We start from the raw sequence: 17,665 nt of genomic DNA, 5'->3' as shown, positions 1-17,665 counted from the left end.
TATGGGCCCGGGGGCATTCTTGCGTCCCCCGGGCGGTTCCCTTCCTGGTGGCTTACTGCTTCACCATCGGCAGGACGGCGAGCTTCTTGGCCTCGCCCTCCGGGCCGCACTCGAAGGCCTTCAGGGCGGTCTGCTGCGCCTGCACCTCGTCGGCACCGCCCTTGCCGCTGCCGGCCAGGATGTCCATGACGTGCGGGTCGCACATGCCGTCATTGCCGCCGCCGAAGCGGTGCTGGCCCTCGAACTCGTTGACCCGGCGCATCAGCAGGTCGCCCTTCGCCGGGAAGCCCTCGTTGGACTGCATCACGACCTGGTAGGACCAGGTGGCCGGGTCGCCGGAGCCCACGTCCGCCGCCTTCACGGAGCCGGAGATGGTCTTGCCGGAACCCTTGGTGCGGGTCGGCACCAGGATGTCCGCCTTCATCGGGGCGGCGCTGTTGCCGACCTCGGCCTCAACGCGGGCCTTCTTCTGCGGGGACAGGACGACGACCTTGTCCCAGCCGGGGTTCAGCTGGACGTTCAGGCCGGGGATGCCGTCCTTGTACTTGCCGGTGCCGGTGTTGATGAACACGAACACCATCTGCGTGGCGAAGCCGCCGCCCATGCCCCACGGGTCGTTCAGGGCGCCGGCCACGGTGACGGCCACGTTCAGGTCGCTGCCCGACGGCTCCACCTTCAGCTCGGTCAGGTCGAAGGCGCCCTTCAGGTAGGCGGCGTCGGTCGGGTAGGTGTAGGTGCCCGGGCCGTTGTCGTCACCGGTGGGGTCCTTGAAGGTCACGCCCGCCGCCTGGGCCGCCGTGGCCAGGAAGGTGGCGCCGAGGACGCCGGCGATCAGCTTCACGTGCTTTTTCATTGTCCGTTTCCCTGGTGGATCGATTCGTTGACTGAGTTTCGGGTCGTTGTGGCGGCAGCCGCCCGCAGGCGGCCCCGCCGGTCCGGGCCGCCCTAGCCCTTCACGCCCCCTGCCGTCAGGCCGGAGACGAGGTACTTCTGGAGGTAGAGGAAGAGGATCACGACCGGCAGCGAGACGATGATCGACCCGGCCGCGAAATAGCCCCACTGGGCGCTGAAGCCGCCGACGAAGAAGCGCAGGCCCACCGGGGCGGTGTAGCGCGCCTCCTCCGTCATGAAGACCGAGGCCAGGATGAACTCGTTCCAGCCCGTCATGAAGCTGAACAGGGCCGTCACCGCCACCGCCGGCTTGGCCAGCGGCAGGATGATGCGGAAGAAGATCGTGGAGCGGGAAGCGCCGTCCATGATGGCGCTCTCCTCGATCTCGATGGGGATGGTGTCGAAATAGCCCTTCAGCATCCAGACGCAGAAGGGGATCGCCGTCACCGCGTATACCAGCACCAAGCCGAAGTAGCTGTTCCCCAGGCCCAGCCAGCTGACGACGATGATGTAGAGCGGGATCATCATCAGGGTGCCGGGGAACATCTGGCTGACCAGGAAGGCCATCATGCCGGACTGCCGCCCGGGGAAGCGGAAGCGGGAAAAGGCGTAGGCCGCGGTGCAGGCCAGGAAGACGCCGACGATGGTGGTCAGCCCCGCCACCACGGCGCTGTTGAACAGCCACTGGAGGAAGGGCTGCTCCGTCAGCACGTCCGTGAAGTTCTGCAGGCTGAAGCTCTGCGGCCAGGGCGTGACCGCCCGCAGCCGGTCCAGGAAGCCCGCCTCCGCCGGCAGGGTGGCGATCTGCACGCTCTGCTGGCCGGAGAAGGCCAGGGCCAGCACCCACAGGATCGGGTAGCAGGCGATGAAGGTGAAGAACAACAGGCCGATGTGCAGCCAGACATGGCTGACGCCCACCTTCTTGCCCGTGGACTTCGACGCGCTGCCGGTGACCGGCGCTGACGTGGCGATGCTGCTCATGCCCCGGCCCTCCCCTAGCGCACCTGTTCCGTGGCCTTGGAGACGCGGTTCTGGAACACGCCATAGGCCAGCAGGATCAGGAAGATGACGAACGAATAGGCGGCGGCGTAGGCGTACTGGTACCGCTCGAAGGCGATCTTGTAGGCCTTGGTGATCAGGATCTCGTTGGCGCCCGCCGGCTCACCCTGGGAGACCAGGTAGATCACGTTGAACATGTTGAAGGTCCAAACCACCGACAGGATGATGGCCGGGATCAGGGCGGGCTTCAGCAGCGGCAGGGTGATCTGCCAGAACTGCTGCCACTTGCTGGCGCCGTCCAGCTCCGCCGCCTCGTACATGTCCGACGGGATGGACTGGAGCGCGCCGAGGCTGACCACCATCATGAAGGGGAAGCTCAGCCAGCCGTTGGTGATCAGGCCGGTCATGAAGCTGCTGAACACGTCGTCGAACCAGGCGATGGGCTCGCCCCCGAACATGACGATGGCCTGGTTGATGACGCCGAACTGCTGGTGGAACATGCCTTTCCAGGTCAGCGCCGTGATGTAGTTCGGGATGGCCCAGGGCAGGATCAGCAGCACCCGGTAGATGGCGCGGCCCCGTAGCCCTTCCGTGTTGAGCGCCAGCGCCAGGGCGAGGCCGATGGTAACGCCCACCACCACGTTGCTGACCGTCCAGCAGACCGTGATGAACAGGGTCCAGTAGAAGCTCTCGTAGTTGACGGACCAGCCGTCCGGGGTCCAGCGCAGGACGTTCACGTCACCCAGGATGCGGACGAAGTTGTCCAGCCCCACCCACAGCTCGGTGATGGGCACCGACTGGTTGAACAGGGTGCGGTCGGTGAAGGCCAGCACCACGCCATAGGTGAAGGGGAAGAACACCAGCACCAGCATGCCGACGATGGCCGGGGCCACGTAGCCATAGGCTTCCCGGTGGTCCACCAGGGTGCGCCACAGGCGGCGCATGGCCCCCAGGGCGAACAGGGCCAGCAGCAGGGCGGCGAGGCCGGCGGTGACCCAGAGCTGGGTCTGCAGGCCGCCCACCATGTCGTTCACCGCCACGGTGACGGCCACCTCGTCCACCTTGCCGTCGGGGGCGATCTGGCCCAGGGGGCGGCGGTACGGGTCCACGTCCCAGGTGGCGTCGGCGGGCAGGCTGGCCCCGGTGGCGGCGGCCGCCGCCTGCCCGGATTGCAGCAGGCCCTGGTAGGACTGGGCCACGGAAGCCGACAAGCCGTTCTGGCTGACGGCCACGGCGTCCAGGGCGCCGCGGCTCCACAGGTGGCTGGCGCCCAGCATCAGGACCAGGGCGCCCACGAAGAGGGCCCAGGTGCCCGCCCGGCTCTCCACCCCCTCCCCGGCCGGCTCGTCCGGCGCGCGGGTGAGTTGGCGGCGGAAGGCCAGCGCCAGGGCGGCGAACAGGCCCAGGGCGATGGCCGCCAGCAACAGGCCGCGGCCCAGGGCAGAGGGGGCCGCCCCCGCCTGCCGCAGGTGCTGGACCTGGGCGATGCCCCAATAGCTGTCGCCGATGAAGACCGGCGCCGTCACCTGGAGCACCTCCGGGGACGGGGCGGCGATGTCCACCTCGTTCAGGCGCTTGACGTTCTCGGCCCGGTTGGTGTCGGCATTGGCGCGGAGCTGCTGCGCCAGGTCGAACAGGGGCTTTTCCTCCCGCGCCAGACGGCGAGGCACGGCGCCCAACTTGGCGTCCGCCTCCACGTCGGAGAAGACAAGCTGGGCGCCGGACTGGCGCACCAGCCGGACGTTGCGGATGGCGGGGTCGCCCTTGCGCCATTCGGCGATGGCGGCCCCCACCTGTTCCGGCGTGGCCCCGGCGGCCTCCAGGGTCCCCACCACGGTGGCGAGGCTCATGGCCGCCACCGTGGCCTTGCGCACCTCTGCCTGCTGGCGCACCTGCTGCCCGGCCGAGCCCGTGAACCAGAGGCCCAGGGCCAGGAACAGGGCGAGGGAGACGAGCAGGCCGAGGCCGGCCGGGATGCCTGGGAGCCGCCGGGTCATGGCGCGTCGCACTCCCTTACCGGCCCTTGCGCAGCGCGTCGATGTCCGCGCTGAGCGTCTTCTGGGCTTCCTCGAAGGCCTGCGGCACGGTGGCGGAACCCTTGACGATCTTGTTCATGGCCGTGGTCACGGGGGACCACATGGCGGTCATGACCGCGTAGTTCGGCATGGGCACCGCCGTCTCCGCCTGCTTGCGGAAGCCGGCCAGGATCGGGTCGTTGGCCACCTCCGGCACGGCGTAAACGTCCTTGTTGGTGGGCTGCTGCCGGCCTTCCACCGCCATGATCTTGGCCACCGGGTCGGTGGTCAGGAAGTCGGCCAGGGCGTAGGCGGCCTCCTTGTTCTTGGACTTGGCGGAGACGTAGAGCCCCTCGATGGTCATCCAGGGCTTCATCGGCGTGCCGCCCGCCTCATCCACCGTGGGCAGCGGGGCCACGCCCACCTCGATGGACTTGTCCACCTCGCCCAGGAACCAGGGGCCGGAGAAGACGACCGACGTCTTGCCCTCGTTGAACAGGGAGGTGATCAGGGCCGAGGACGGCTCCGCCGGCAGGACCTTCTGGTCCTTGAACCAGCCCATGACCGTCTCCACCGCCTTCACGTTCTGCGGCGCGTTGACCGTGGGGGTGGGGATGCCCGCCGCCCCGCCATCCTTGAAGACGCCGCCGCCGAAGGCGTTCATCACCGCGGCGTGATAGTAGAAGTCGTTGTAGGGGTAGGCCCAGCCATACTGGCCGGTGCTGGCGTTGGTGTTCTGCTTGGCCCAGGCCAGCAGTTCCTTCGTCGTCTTCGGCGGCTCCTTCACCTTCGCCTTGTTGTAGATCAGGGCGATGGACTTGTAGTTGAAGGGCAGGCCGTAGATGGAGCCGCGATAGGTCATCGCGTCCATCATGTTGGGCAGGAAGCGGGCCTTGGTCTTGTCCTCGACGAAGAAGTCCACGGGCTCCACGATGCCGCCCGCCTCCACCCAGCCGCCCAGCCGGTCCTGGGCGAAGATGAAGGCGTCGGGGCCGGTGCCGCGGGGCACGGCGGCGGAGATCTTGTCGGCATAGGCGTCATAGGGGACGGCCAGCGCCTTCACCGCCACCTTGCCCTTGTTCTGCTCGTTGAACAGGGCGATGGCCTTGTCGAAGGCCGCCTTTTCCTGGCCGCGGTAGGCGTGCCAGATGGTGAGCGCGGCTTCCTGCGCCAGGGCCGGGGCGGGGGCGGCGGCCAGCATGGTGGTGCCCAGCAGGGCGGCGCCGGACAGGCGGATCAGGGAACGGCGTGACAGGTCCATGGTCTTCTTCTTCCTCCCGGAGGGTCGCGTGGCCGCGACCGGTCCTTGAAAATCGCGTCTCGTCGGCCTTGGCCGCTCAGGCCTCGGGCAGGCGCTGTTCCGTCTGCGGGTCGAACAGGTGCAGGTCGTCGGCCTTGACCACCAGCTCCACACCCTCCCCCGGCCGGGGCAGGGCCATGCCGTGGCCGCGCACCTTGCCGATCAGGATCTCCTCACCCAGGCGGAAATGGATGACGGCCTCGTGGCCCAGCGTCTCCACGATCTCCACCGGGCCGCCGATGGGGGCGGTCCGCTCCCACTGGTGCTCCTCCGCGTGGCCCACATGCTCCGGCCGGAAGCCCACGGCCAGGGCCTTGCCCTGATAGGCGGAGGCGGCGGCACGGAAGCGGTCGGGCACCGGCAGGACCAGCTCGTGGTAGCGAAGGTGCGTGCCCCCGCCCTCCACCTGCATGGTGGCGATGTTCATGGACGGCGTGCCGATGAAGCGGGCCACGAACAGGTTCTGCGGCCGGTCATACAGCTCCAGCGGGGTGCCCACCTGCATCAGGTTGCCCTGGGGGTGGCGCTTCAGCGGGGCCAGCACGGCGATGCGGTCGCCCATGGTCATCGCCTCCACCTGGTCGTGGGTGACGTAGACCGTGGTGATCTTCAGCCGGCGCTGCAGCTTGCTGATCTCCGCCCGCATGGTGACGCGCAGCTCCGCGTCCAGGTTGGACAGGGGCTCGTCGAACAGGAAGACCTTGGGGTTGCGAACGATGGCGCGGCCCAGGGCCACGCGCTGCCGCTGGCCGCCGGACAGGGCACGAGGCTTGCGGTCCAGGTATTCGGTCAGGCCGAGCATGCTGGCGGCTTTGCTGACGAGACCGTCGATCTCCGCCGTCGGCAGTTTCCGGATCTTCAGGCCGAAGGCGATGTTCTCCCGCACGCTCATGTGCGGGTAGAGGGCGTAGCTCTGGAACACCATGGCCACGTCCCGGTCCTTCGGGTGCACGTCGTTCACGACCCGGTCGCCGATGCTCAAGCTGCCGGCGCTGATGTCCTCCAGCCCCGCGATCATGCGCAGGGCCGTGGACTTGCCGCAGCCCGACGGGCCGACGAACACCATGAACTCCTGGTCCCGGATGTGCAGGTTCAGGTTCTCGATCACGGAGACGTCGCCGAAGCGCTTGGCGATGTTGTCGAAGATGATCTGGGCCATCGTGTCCGCCAGTCCTTTTGGTCTGCGTGCGGGGTCAGTTCGCCACCAGGTACTGGGCCGTCAGCCCGTCCACCGTCAGGGCCAGGCTGGCCTCCGCCTTGCCCAGGGCCTTGCCGGTGAGGGCGTCCGTCACCGTCTTGCCCGCCCAGGACGCGGGCAGGGCCACGGTGGCCGACTGGGGCTTCTCTGACCGGTTCACCGCCACCAACACCGCGTTGCCGCTGTCGGGCATGGCGCGCTGGAACACCAGCAGGTCGCCGTCCTTCGCCAGCTCCGTATAGTCGCCATGGGCGAAGGCGGGGTTGGCGCGGCGGGCGGCGATCAGGCGCTTGTAGTAGTCGCGCAACCCATCGTCCCGCTTCACGCCCTTGCCCGGCAGGGTGGCGTCCTTGCCCCAGGGCATGTCGGTGCGGTTGCTGGGCCAGTCGTTGCCGGTCCGCGCCACCTCCTCCCCGTAATAGATCTGGGGCATGCCGACGCTGGCCATCTGGAGCGCCGCGGCCAGCCGGAACTTCTGCACGTCGCCGCCCAGCTCCCCCAGCGCCATAGGCACGTCATGGCTGGAGAGGTAGTGGGACATGATGTAGCCGGGCCGCACCTTGTGCCGCTTCTGCAGGAAGCGGCTGTAGGCCGCGGTGCGGCCCCTGCCCTGGAGCCAGCCCAGCGTCTCCCCCTTGAAGCTGAAGTCCAGCGCGGCGTCCATGTCGTCGCGCTCGAAATAGGCGTCGGCCACCAGGTAGTCGGCGCCGAAGATCTCCCCCAGCAGGAAGAAGTCCTTGCCGAAATTCTCCCGCATGGTCTTACGGTGGTAGGCCCAGAATTCCGGCGTCAGGTGCTTCACCGTGTCCAGGCGGTAGCCGTCGATCCCCGCCGCCTTGGCGCGGGCGATCTGTTTCTCCACCACCATCCTGGCGACCTCGGGCTTCTCCGTCTTGAAGTCGGGCAGGCCGCCGACGCACATGGTGATGTCGTCCCCCTCCTCCTTGCAGGTGCCCCAGTCTGTCGTGCGGAGGATGTCGCGGGCATCCGGGCGCTTGGTGTAGGCGCTGTCATAGCCGGCGTGGTTGTAGACGATGTCCAGCAGCACCTTGATGCCGCGCCTGTGCGCCTCATCCACGAAGGCCTTCAGCTCCGCCTCGGTGCCGAAGCGGGGGTCCATCTTCGAGAGGTCGTCGGCCCAATAGCCGTGGTGACCGTAATGCATGAAGCTGCCGGCACCGACGGCGCCCTTGATGTTCAGCGCCACGGGGTTGATCCAGATGGCGGTGATGCCCAGGTCGGCCAGGTCGTCCAGCTTCCTGGTCAGGCCCACCAGGTCGCCGCCATGGAAGCCGCCGGGATTGTCCCGCTGGACATCCATGTTGTTCGCGTTGCTGCCGTCGGCGAAGCGGTCGATCAGGACGAAGTACAGCACGTCCTCCGCCCAGGGGCGGGACGGCTTCTGCTGGGCCTCCGCGGCGAGGGGCAAGGCCAGCAGGGCCGTGGCCGCCACCAGCATGGCGCGCGCGGTCTTACCGGCCCCGACCGTACGGGACCACCAGGACGCATTCCCAGACAAGCACTTCCCCCCTGGTCACACGCGACCCTTGTCCGCCCGGTTTGCTGGAAGGTGTGGCGGTCGGTTTCGTGCCGCGGACCGTTTCAGCAGGGGTTGGGGACTGGCGTCGCCTATTTGCCTTGTAGTAACATTACAAATCAGACGCAGGCAGCTTGCAAGCCCTTTCCGAAGCCATGTGAACGCATTTGCCCGGAATCGTGGTGCGGAGGTACCTATTTTGCAGCGCAACAAGGCGCTGCGCCCCCTTTGCTGACTACTTATTAGAGAATATTGTGGGAACCGTAACCCGTGGGTCGGTCGCGGACGGGTGGTCCGCTTAACCGGTTTCTTGCCAAACCGATCCAATAAGTGTGTAATTCCCTTACATAAACGGAAGCTCGCTAGAGCCATTCCAAAGAAGAAAGGGTCCCTGGCGTGTCAGGAAATTACACTGTCGCCACCGGAAGGACCCACCAGGGGAGTGACAGGACGTGCTAGACCGAATCCGGGGCATGCTGCCGGGGTTGCGGCGATCCGAGCAGAAGATCGCCGAGGTGGTGCTGAAACGGCCCCACTCCATGGTGAACGCCTCCGTGTCGGAGGTGGCGAAGGAGGCGGGCGTCAGCCAGCCCACCGTCGTGCGCTTCTGCCGCTCCATCGGCTGCGCGGGCTTCCAGGACTTCAAGCTGCGCCTGGCCCAGGACCTGGCCACCGGCACGCCCTTCGTGCATGAGGATGTGCGCCCGGATGACCCGGTGGCCGACATCGCCGCCAAGGTGCTGAACCGCTCCATCGCCTCGCTGGCCCGGGTGCGCAACCACATCAACCCCGACGCGCTGGGGGAGGCGGTGGAGATCATGGCCGCCGCGGAGCGGTTGGAGTTCTACGGCTTCGGCGCGTCCGGCGTGGTGGCACAGGACGCCCAGAACAAGTTCTTCCGCTTGGGCATCCCCTGCATCGCCTACACGGACTTCCATGTCCAGGCCATGGCCGCCGCCATCCTGGGCCCGAAGGGTGCCGCCATCGCCATCAGCCACACGGGCCGGACCCGGGAACTGCTGCGCAGCGTGGACCTGGCGCTGGAGGGCGGGGCCAAGGTGATCGCCCTGACCTCGGGCGGCTCGCCCCTGGCGGAGCGGGCGAGCGTGGCCCTGATGGTGGACGTGCCGGAGGATACCAGCATCTACACCCCCATGACGTCGCGCCTGACCCACCTGGCCATGATGGACGTGCTGCAGGTCTCCGTCGCCCTGCGCAAGGGGCTGGACCTGCGTGAAAGCCTTGCCCGTGCCAAGCGGCCGATCCGGGAGCGGCGGCTGCAGGGCTCCCGCGCCTGAGCCGACCCGAACCATCATCCGACGACAAGAAACCAGCCCGGAAGGAAGCCCATGGCCCTGGACACGGACAGCATCGCCGCCATCGTCGCCGGCACCCATGCCGACCCCTTCGCCGTGCTGGGCCCCCATGCGGACGAGGGTGAGGGCGGGCGCGTGGCCCTGCGCGTGTTCCGCCCCGACGCCGAGTCGGCGGAGGTGCTGGCGGCCGACGGGTCCGTGCTGGGGGAGATGCGGCGGCGGCATGAGGCCGGCTTCTTCGAGCATGTCTTCGACTCAGGCGACGCGCCGCGCTACCGCCTCCGCCTGCGTAGCGGCGCCCATGCCTGGGAGGCGGAGGACCCCTACCGCTTCCCGCCCGTGCTGGGGGAACTGGACCAGTACCTGCTGGCGGAGGGGCGGCACTGGCGCTCGTTCGAGCGGATGGGTGCCCACCTGGACACTGTGGACGGCGTGGCCGGCGTGCGGTTCGCCGTCTGGGCGCCCAATGCGCGGCGCGTCTCCGTCGTCGGCGCCTTCAACAATTGGGACGGGCGGGTGCATCCCATGCGCTGCCGCCTGGGCGCCGGCATCTGGGAGATCTTCATCCCCGGCCTGGCGGAGGGGGATGCCTACAAGTACGAGATCGTCAGCCCCGACGGCCATTTGCTGCCCCAGAAAGCCGACCCCTATGCCTTCGCAGCGGAGTACCGCCCGAAGACGGCCAGCGTCGTCGCCCGCCTGGACAAGCATGACTGGCGCGACCAGGACTGGCTGGCCAGGCGCGCCGCCCGCAACGCCCGCACCGCGCCGGTCAGCATCTATGAGGTGCATCTGGGATCGTGGAAGCGGGGCGAGGGCAACCGGTTCCTGACCTGGCGGGAGCTGGCGGCGGACCTGGTGCCCTATGCCCGCGACATGGGCTTCACCCACATCGAGGTGCTGCCGGTCCATGAGCACCCGTTCGACGGGAGCTGGGGCTACCAGCCCCTGGGCCTCTACGCGCCCACGGCCCGGTTCGGCACGCCGGCGGAGTTCCAGGCCTTCGTGGATGCCTGCCACCAGGCCGATATCGGCCTGATCATCGACTGGGTGCCCGGCCACTTCCCCAACGACGCCCACGGCCTGTACGAGTTCGACGGGACGCACCTGTACGAACATGCCGACCCGCGGCAGGGCTACCACCCCGACTGGAACACGGCCATCTTCAACTTCGGCCGGAACGAAATCAGCAACTTCCTGGTCAGCAACGCCCTGTACTGGCTGAAGCATTTCCACATCGACGGGCTGCGCGTGGATGCCGTCGCCTCCATGCTGTACCTGGACTACAGCCGCAAGGACGGGGAATGGGTGCCCAACCGCTTCGGCGGGCGGGAGAACCTGGAGGCCATCGACTTCCTGCGCCGGATGAACGAGCTGGTCTATGGCAGCGAGGAGGGCCAGGGCGGCGGGGCGGTGACCATCGCGGAGGAGAGCACGGCCTGGCCCGGCGTCTCCCGCCCCGCCTATGTCGGCGGCCTGGGGTTCGGCTACAAGTGGAACATGGGGTGGATGCACGACACCTTGAAGTACATGGGCCAGGACCCCATCCACCGCCGCTGGCACCATCATGAGATGACGTTCGGGCTGCTCTATGCCTTCAGCGAGAACTTCATCCTGCCGCTGAGCCATGACGAGGTGGTGCATGGCAAGGGCAGCCTGCTGGCCCGCATGCCCGGCGACACCTGGCAGAAGTTCGCGAACCTGCGCGCCTATTTCGGCTTCATGTGGGCCCACCCCGGCAAGAAGCTGCTGTTTATGGGCGGGGAGTTCGCCCAGGGGCGGGAGTGGAACTTCGACGCCAGCCTGGACTGGCACCTGCTGGACGAGGCCCAGGGCGGCCCCTGGCACCGGGGCGTGCAGGCGGCGGTGCGCGACCTGAACGCCCTGTACAAGGCCACCCCGCCCTGCATGAGCTGGACTGCGAGGCGGAGGGCTTCCGCTGGATCAAGGGCAACGCGTCGGAAGAAAGCGTCTTCGTCTTCAGCCGCCACGGCACCACGCCCGGCAGCGTCGCCGTGGCCGTGTGCAACTTCACCCCCGTGGTGCGCGAGGGCTACCGCATCGGTCTGCCGGAGGGTGGGGCTTGGCGGGAGGCAATCAACACCGACGGTGCCGTGTATGGCGGCAGCAACGTGGGCAACGGCGGGGGGATCACCGCCGAGGACCTGCCCTGGGACGGCTGCCCCTTCAGCGCCGCGATCACCGTGCCGCCGCTGGCGACGGTGGTGTTCGTGCGGGGTCCTGCTGGGGGGTAAGGACGAGACGGTCGGGCTTGGGGTGGCGTTGGTGCATGCAACACGGATGACACGGACAGGGCGGCGGAGCCGCAATAGTCCTGATTGTTCCGGACCGTTGAAGGCCTACGGCGTACACGGATGGACACAAATAGACACGAATGAACACGAATAGAAAATGCAAATAGTAAAGATTGCCTGCGGCGCCTGTTGCTGCTGAGTTGCAGCTTTCGCTTTATTCGTGTTCATTCGTGTCCATCCTTTTCATTCGTGCACGCCGTAGGCAGTGCGCAAACAGCCCGTCAGTGCCTGTCCGTGTTGCCGCGCAGCGGCGTCCGTGTCGTCCGTGTTCCCTGGCAACACCTGCCACATGCCCGACCGACCCGTTGTCCAAACCCAACCGCCTCATCCCGCACAACAGGAGCATTCCCCATGCCCTCCCCATCATCGTCGGCTGCATGCGCCTGTTCTCCTGGGGGCTGGACGAGCAGGGCCTGCGGGACTGGATCGACCGGGTGCTGGACCTGGGCATCACCAGCTTCGACCATGCGGACTGCTATGGCGACTATGGCGTGCAGGCGGCCTTCGGGGCGGCCATGACGCCGGCGCAGCGGGAGCGGGTGGAGATCATCGGCAAGGTGGGGGTGATGCTGGCGACGCCGGGCAACCCGGGCACGTCGGTGAAGCATTACGACCTGTCCTGGGACCACATCGTCGGCGGGGTGGAGCGGACATTGCGGGACCTGCGTACCGACCGGCTGGACTGGCTGTTGCTGCACCGGCCGGACTTCCTGATGGACATGGATGAGGTGGCGGAAGCGCTGGGGCACCTGCGGGACAGCGGCAAGGTGCTGCGCTTCGGCATGTCCAACTTCAGCCCCAGCCAGATGCGGCTGCTGGCCGCCCAGGTGCCGGTCAAGCTGGAGGCCAACCAGGTGCAAATCAGCCTGGAGCACACGGACGCCCTGGCGGACGGCACCCTGGACACCTGCCAGGAGTTGGGGATGCATCCCATGGCCTGGTCGCCCCTGGGCGGCGGCGGGCTGTTCCGGGGCGATGCGGGGCTGGACCGGCTGCGCACCGCGCTGTGGGAGGTAGGGCAGGCCCATGGCGGGGCGGCGGACCAGGTGGCGCTGGCCTGGCTGCTGCGCCACCCCGCCGGCATCCGCCCCATCGTGGGCACGGGGCGGCTGGACCGGCTGGCCGGGGCGGCGGGGGCGGCGAGCCTCAAGCTCAGCCGCCAGGACTGGTACAAGCTGCTGGCGGCGGCGACGGGTTCTGAAGTGCCCTAACCCCGCGCCTCCTTGTGCTCCTCCCGCGCCTCCTCCCACACTTCCCAGGCGGCGTCGGCATTGATGGCGGCGATGGCGAGGCCGACCACCAGGTCGGGCCAGGGGGACAGGGTCCAGGCGGTCAGCAGGCCGGCAGCGATGATGGCGGCGTTGGCGGCCACGTCGTTGCGGGCGGAGAGGAAGGCGGCCTTGCCCAGGCTACCGCCATGGTGGCGCACCCGGGCCAGCATCAGGGCGCAGGCCAGGTTCACCAGCAGCGCGCCGGCCCCTGCCAGGGTCAGCGGCACCGGGTCGGGGGCCACCGGTTCCATGAACTTGTCCCACGCCGTCCAGAGGGTGGCGAGGCCCGGCACCAGCAGCAGCGCCGCCAGCCCCATCCCCACCCGCGCCCGGGCCGCCACGGACCAGCCCAGCGCCAGCAGGATCAGCAGGTTGACGCTGGCATCCTCCAGGAAATCCACGCTGTCGGCGAACAGGGCGACGGAGCCGATGGCCAGGGCCACCGCGAACTCCACGCCGAAATAGCCCAGGTTCAGGGCGGCGACGCGCTTTACGACGGGGCGGAGGGCGGCTTCGGGGACGGTCATGGGGGGGGCCGCGGGACTGAAAGGATCGACGGAAGGGCACATCCCTTACGCTCCGCCAGCTTCACTGTCTCCCCCGCGCAGGCGGGGGTCCACGGTTTTCAACGACAGGGAGGGCTCATGCCAGTTCAAAAAACTGTGGGCCCCCGCCTTCGCGGGGGAAACACCATTGTTGGAAGCGTTTGACGCAGTTGCTGGAACCGAGCGCCCCCCCTCACCCCACCTTCTCAGCCACGTCGTCGGCATCCGCCAGCACCCGGTTGCGGCCCCCTGTCTTGGCGGCATAGAGGGCCGCGTCGGCCCGTTGGACCAGCTTGGTCAGCGGTTCCCCCGGGCGGTAGCGGGCGGCGCCCACCGACAGGGTGATGGTGCCCATGGACTCCCCGGTGGTGCGCTTGACGATCTTGCGGCTGGCCACGGCATTGCGGATCTGCTCCGCCAGGGTCAGGGCGTCCTCCAGCCGCGTCTCCGGCAGGACGATGGCGAACTCCTCCCCGCCATAGCGGCAGGGGGTGTCCTTACCTTTCACCTGTTCGGTCAAGGTGCGGGCCACCAGCTTCAGGACGTTGTCGCCGGCCACATGGCCGTGGGTGTCGTTGAAGCGCTTGAAATGGTCGATGTCCACCATCAGCAGCACCAACGGCTGCCCCCGCTCCATGGCGCCGACGGCGGCGTCGCGCAGGGTCTGGTCGAAGCGCTTGCGGTTGGCGATGCCGGTCAGCCCGTCGGTCAGCGCCTCCCGCCGGACGGAGTCCAGGTCGCGGCGCATGGACTCGATCTTGTCGGCGCTGCTGGTCAGCTCCGACTGGAGCGACTTGTTGCGGGCAGCCATCAGCTCCGTCTCCGACGCCATGGTCTGGACGAGGGACTTGAGCTGTTCCAGCGTGCGGGCGATGCCCAGCGCGTCGCCCGCCGCCTGCAAGGTGTGGCCGTAGCGGTCCACGTCGGCCCCGGCGCCCTTCAGGGCCGACAGCACTTCCGTCACCGAGGCGTGCAGCTTCTGGCCGGCGTCGCGCACCGCCTCCACCTCCGCGTCGTTGGCGAAGAACTGGCGGTACAGGTCCACGCAGTGCTGCTCGGTGAAGGTCTGGTTGTTGCTGGCCAGGATATCCACGGCCCGCACGAGGTCCGGATAGTTTCCACTGTAGTATGCATACCAGACCGTGTAGTTTTCCGGGCTGGGCGGGATGTTTTCCTCCCGCATCCGGTCCATCGCCCGGTGGGCGATGCGACTGGCCTGGTCGATGGTCTGGATGAACAACTGCATGCCCCCGCCACGCGCGCCGGCCGGGACACGCATCCACCCGGCCTATACAGAACAGCATAGGCCCAAGTTCGCACTTCGCCAAGGGCCGCCGCCCTTGTCCTTTCGATGGTTTAAGGTTTGCGCAACGACTTGGTCAGTTGCATTGGCCCACGGACGGGGTGGCACAGGTCCGCTTGCCGTCGGTCCAGGTGGCGCCGGACAGGTCGGCATTGCGCAGGTCCGTGCCGTCCAGCCGCGCCCCGGTCAGGTCCGCCTGCTTCAGGATGGTGTCCACCATCTTGGCATTGCGCAGGTCCGCCCCGCGCAACTTGGCCCCGGACAGGTCGGCGCGGGTGAAGTCCGCCTCGATCAGGCGGGACTCGTCCAGGACCGTGCCCAGCAGCTTGGCGCTGAAGAACTTGGCCCGGTAGCCGTCCACCTTCTGCAGGGTGGCGCCGGACAGGTCGCTGCGCTGGAAGGTGGCCTCGCGCAGCATGGCGCCGGACATGTCCACCCCCTTGAGGTCGCGCCCGTCATGGTAGCAGCGGCGCCAATTGACGGCGGGCCCGGCCGGATCGGTGCACGCCGCCCAGGCCGGGGCGGCGATGAGGGTCAGGGCAAGGGCGATGGGCAGGGCGCGGCGGGGCGCGGGGCGGGACGGCATGCGCAAGAGATAGGGATCAAGCCCCCGTTTGCCAACGTAATTCCGGCACCACCCCGGCCGTGGGGGGCCATGGCTTCCCAGGGGGTGCCACCTGCCGGTCTGCCATGCCGGACCTGAACCAATACACGTTTGCGAAGAAGCCCGGCCTGCCCCACAGTCGCCCGGATTGCGGGACCGGTTTCGCGTGGGACGGATGCGGGTCATCATCGGCCTTCTGGCATTTCTGCTGACGGTGTTGGCCGGGCCGGCATCCCTGGCGGCCACCCCGCCACCCCGGGCCGCGGACGGGGTGTTGGACCTGCGCGGCTGGGATTTCGGCCGGGACGGGCCGGTGCGGCTGGTGGGGGATTGGTCCTTCTGGCCCGGCAGGCTGCTGGACCCTGGGCAGCCCCCGCCGGGCGACGGCACGCTGCTGGCGGTGCCGGGGCGCTGGACCTCCCTGTCGGTGGGCGGGAAGCCCCTGCCCGGTGAGGGGGTGGGCACCTATCGCCTGCGGGTGCTGCTGCCCGCCGACGCCCCGCCCCTGGCCCTGCGGCAGGCCCAGCGCTTCATCGCCTGGGAGGTCGCCGTCAACGGCCGCCCCACCCTGCACACCGGCCGGGCCGGCCTGACCGCGGGCGGGACCCACACCGCGGGTCAGAAGGCGCTGGCCGCCCTGCCCGGCGGCGGGACGGAGCTGGACATCCTGGTCCGCGTGGCGGCCTTCGGCGGCTATGGCGGCATGACCCAGCCCCTGCTGCTGGGGCCTGCGGACACGCTGTTCGACTCCTGGCAGGCGGAGCTGGCGCTGCGGGCGGCGTTCCTCAGCCTGTGCGGCTCCATGGGGCTGCTGTACCTGATCCTGTTCCTGCTGCGGCCCAGCGACCGGGCCTGCCTGGCCTTCGCCGGCATGTCCCTGTCCATCGCCCTGGTGCAGGTGACCAGCAACACCCCGTTGGGCAGCCTGCTGGCGGGTGAGATTTCCGGCCAGGCCCTGGCGCAGGTGAACAACTGGATGTTCCCAGGCGTCTGGCTGTCCTGCCTGGCCAGCGCCCAATTGCTGTTCCCCGGCCATGTGCGCTGGCGCTGGATGGCGCCGGCCGCGCTGTTGAGCCTGGCGGTGCCGGTGGCGTCCTTCTGGACCCTGTCCCACCCCGGGCTGCTGACCCGGACGGCGGGGCTGGCCCTGGCTGCCTGTGCCCTGACCCTGGCCCTGGTGGCGTGGCGTGCCTGGCGGTCGGGCCAGGGTCTGGCGTTGCCCATGGGGTTGGCCTGGGCGGTTCTGGCCCTGGCCAACCTGGCGCTGGTGCTGCGGCTGGGTTTCCCCGGGGTGGTGGAGGCGGGCTATTGCCTGATGCTGTTCATCCAGGGCGCCCTGCTGTTCGACCGCCTGCGCCGGCTGCTGGACCAGGCCAACCGGCTGAACGACCGGCTGGCCGCCCTGAACCGCGACCTGGAAGCCCAGGTGGCCGACCGCACCCGGCACCTGAGTCAAGCCGTGGAGGAGCTGCGCGCCACCCAGGGCCAGCTTGTCCAGTCCGAGAAGCTGGCGGGCCTGGGCCGGCTGGTGGCCGGCGTGGCGCATGAGCTGAACACGCCGCTGGGCATCACCCTCACCACCACCTCCCACCTGACCCAGCAGGTGGATGAGCTGGAGAGGGCCTTGCAGTCCGGCAAGGTGACCCGCACGGCCTTCGCCACCTTCCTGCAGGACCTGCGGGAGGCATCCACGCTGCTGACCGTCAACGTGACCCGCACGGCGGCGGTGGTGCAGAGCTTCAAGCAGGTGGCGGGGGAGCCGGAGGGCGGGCCGCACCGCCGCTTCGACCTGCCTGAATTCCTGTCGGAGCTGCTGCCAGCGCAGGAAGCGCGCCTGCGCAATGCGGGCGTGCGGCTGGAGGTGGAAGTGCCGCCGGGGCTGGAGGTACGGGGCAACCCGGGCGTCCTGGGGCAGGTGCTGGACGAGCTGCTGTCCAACATCCTTTCCCATGCCTTCCCGCCCGGCCGGGGCGGCACGGTGCGGTTGTCGGCGGCCCCGGACGGGGACCGGGTGGCCCTGGCCGTGGAGGACGACGGCACCGGCCTGCCCGCGGAGGTGCGCGGCCGGCTGTTCGAGCCCTTTGTCACCACCGGCCGCCGTGATGGCCGCACCGGCCTTGGCCTGCACATGGCCTACAATCTGGTGACCGGCGCCCTGGGCGGGGTGATCGGCGCGGAGGACCGGCCCGGCGGGGGCACCCGCTTCACCCTGCGGCTGTTGCCCGGGGGTGCCGGCTGAGGCGGGCGACCAACCCGGGCCATCACATAAAGACATCTTTATGTTTGCATGCGTTGATGCCCCGGTGTTAGATACCGGCCTGGGCTGGGCGCGATGCGTCCCGGCCCTCCCGTATTTCCTGGTCGGAGGCCT

General features: G+C 68.7%; 12 protein-coding genes and 1 pseudogene. 4 read left to right on the top strand and 9 right to left on the bottom strand.

Features of this window, described 5'->3' with window-relative positions; translation table 11 throughout:
• Window positions 1-52: 52 nt before the first annotated feature.
• The 6 genes from HHL28_RS01865 to HHL28_RS01840 form a co-directional block, all read right to left on the bottom strand.
• Window positions 53-853 carry a glucodextranase DOMON-like domain-containing protein gene (locus HHL28_RS01865; RefSeq protein WP_075771233.1) on the bottom strand — a complete coding sequence of 267 codons (801 nt, stop codon included), beginning with the start codon at window positions 851-853 and terminating at the stop codon, window positions 53-55.
• 92 nt (window positions 854-945) lie between these two features.
• Complete coding sequence (locus HHL28_RS01860; RefSeq protein ID WP_075771232.1) at window positions 946-1,872, bottom strand: sugar ABC transporter permease; 927 nt, start codon at window positions 1,870-1,872, stop codon at window positions 946-948.
• A 14-nt stretch (window positions 1,873-1,886) separates the two neighbouring features.
• On the bottom strand, window positions 1,887-3,887 hold the full coding sequence (locus HHL28_RS18155) for a carbohydrate ABC transporter permease (RefSeq protein ID WP_075771231.1): 2,001 nt from the start codon (window positions 3,885-3,887) through the stop codon (window positions 1,887-1,889).
• Window positions 3,888-3,903: 16 nt separating this feature from the next.
• Window positions 3,904-5,166, bottom strand: a complete 1,263-nt coding sequence (locus HHL28_RS01850; protein ID WP_404326267.1) for an extracellular solute-binding protein — start codon at window positions 5,164-5,166, stop codon at window positions 3,904-3,906.
• Between the two features lie 76 nt (window positions 5,167-5,242).
• Complete coding sequence (locus HHL28_RS01845; RefSeq protein WP_075771230.1) at window positions 5,243-6,364, bottom strand: ABC transporter ATP-binding protein; 1,122 nt, start codon at window positions 6,362-6,364, stop codon at window positions 5,243-5,245.
• A gap of 34 nt (window positions 6,365-6,398) precedes the next feature.
• A complete protein-coding gene (locus tag HHL28_RS01840; RefSeq protein WP_075771229.1) occupies window positions 6,399-7,862 on the bottom strand; it encodes an alpha-amylase family glycosyl hydrolase in 1,464 nt (487 codons plus the stop codon).
• A 530-nt stretch (window positions 7,863-8,392) separates the two neighbouring features.
• Between HHL28_RS01840 and hexR the strand changes: the two genes are divergently transcribed.
• The 3 genes and pseudogenes from hexR (at window position 8,393) to HHL28_RS01825 (ending at window position 12,782) form a co-directional block, all read left to right on the top strand.
• The gene (hexR, locus tag HHL28_RS01835) at window positions 8,393-9,238 is read left to right on the top strand and encodes a transcriptional regulator HexR (RefSeq protein ID WP_075771228.1); all 846 of its coding nucleotides are present in this window, start codon (window positions 8,393-8,395) and stop codon (window positions 9,236-9,238) included.
• A 51-nt stretch (window positions 9,239-9,289) separates the two neighbouring features.
• Window positions 9,290-11,511: pseudogene (gene glgB / locus HHL28_RS01830) on the top strand (1,4-alpha-glucan branching protein GlgB).
• Between the two features lie 437 nt (window positions 11,512-11,948).
• Window positions 11,949-12,782: an aldo/keto reductase gene (locus HHL28_RS01825; protein ID WP_169654579.1), complete on the top strand. Its 834-nt coding sequence runs from the start codon at window positions 11,949-11,951 to the stop codon at window positions 12,780-12,782.
• Here HHL28_RS01825 and HHL28_RS01820 read toward each other — a convergent pair.
• From HHL28_RS01820 to HHL28_RS01810, 3 genes are all read right to left on the bottom strand, one after another.
• Window positions 12,779-13,369: a cation transporter gene (locus HHL28_RS01820; protein ID WP_075771225.1), complete on the bottom strand. Its 591-nt coding sequence runs from the start codon at window positions 13,367-13,369 to the stop codon at window positions 12,779-12,781. The genes HHL28_RS01825 and HHL28_RS01820 overlap by 4 nt on opposite strands.
• A 211-nt stretch (window positions 13,370-13,580) precedes the next feature.
• On the bottom strand, window positions 13,581-14,633 hold the full coding sequence (locus tag HHL28_RS01815) for a GGDEF domain-containing protein (RefSeq protein WP_075771224.1): 1,053 nt from the start codon (window positions 14,631-14,633) through the stop codon (window positions 13,581-13,583).
• 133 nt (window positions 14,634-14,766) lie between these two features.
• Window positions 14,767-15,276 carry a pentapeptide repeat-containing protein gene (locus HHL28_RS01810; RefSeq protein WP_083699121.1) on the bottom strand — a complete coding sequence of 170 codons (510 nt, stop codon included), beginning with the start codon at window positions 15,274-15,276 and terminating at the stop codon, window positions 14,767-14,769.
• Window positions 15,277-15,469: 193 nt separating this feature from the next.
• On the opposite strand from HHL28_RS01810, the gene HHL28_RS01805 reads away from it, so the two are divergent.
• A complete protein-coding gene (locus HHL28_RS01805) occupies window positions 15,470-17,533 on the top strand; it encodes a sensor histidine kinase (RefSeq protein WP_083699115.1) in 2,064 nt (687 codons plus the stop codon).
• Window positions 17,534-17,665: the final 132 nt, after the last annotated feature.

Origin of the sequence: Aerophototrophica crusticola, from assembly GCF_012913305.1 — a bacterium.
Classification (GTDB): domain Bacteria; phylum Pseudomonadota; class Alphaproteobacteria; order Azospirillales; family Azospirillaceae; genus Niveispirillum; species Niveispirillum crusticola.
This window is presented reverse-complemented; position numbering and strand designations above follow the sequence as displayed.

Excerpts from the sequence above, each read along its gene's own strand:
- HHL28_RS01810 (WP_083699121.1), bottom strand. The coding sequence starts at position 15,276 with ATGCCGTCCCGCCCCGCGCCCCGCCGCGCCCTGCCCATCGCCCTTGCC.
- HHL28_RS01845 (WP_075771230.1), bottom strand. The coding sequence starts at position 6,364 with ATGGCCCAGATCATCTTCGACAACATCGCCAAGCGCTTCGGCGACGTC.
- HHL28_RS01850 (WP_404326267.1), bottom strand. The coding sequence starts at position 5,166 with ATGGACCTGTCACGCCGTTCCCTGATCCGCCTGTCCGGCGCCGCCCTG.
- HHL28_RS01805 (WP_083699115.1), top strand. The coding sequence starts at position 15,470 with ATGCGGGTCATCATCGGCCTTCTGGCATTTCTGCTGACGGTGTTGGCC.
- HHL28_RS01860 (WP_075771232.1), bottom strand. The coding sequence starts at position 1,872 with ATGAGCAGCATCGCCACGTCAGCGCCGGTCACCGGCAGCGCGTCGAAG.
- HHL28_RS18155 (WP_075771231.1), bottom strand. The coding sequence starts at position 3,887 with ATGACCCGGCGGCTCCCAGGCATCCCGGCCGGCCTCGGCCTGCTCGTC.
- HHL28_RS01825 (WP_169654579.1), top strand. The coding sequence starts at position 11,949 with ATGCGCCTGTTCTCCTGGGGGCTGGACGAGCAGGGCCTGCGGGACTGG.
- HHL28_RS01815 (WP_075771224.1), bottom strand. The coding sequence starts at position 14,633 with ATGCAGTTGTTCATCCAGACCATCGACCAGGCCAGTCGCATCGCCCAC.
- HHL28_RS01840 (WP_075771229.1), bottom strand. The coding sequence starts at position 7,862 with ATGCTGGTGGCGGCCACGGCCCTGCTGGCCTTGCCCCTCGCCGCGGAG.
- HHL28_RS01865 (WP_075771233.1), bottom strand. The coding sequence starts at position 853 with ATGAAAAAGCACGTGAAGCTGATCGCCGGCGTCCTCGGCGCCACCTTC.
- HHL28_RS01820 (WP_075771225.1), bottom strand. The coding sequence starts at position 13,369 with ATGACCGTCCCCGAAGCCGCCCTCCGCCCCGTCGTAAAGCGCGTCGCC.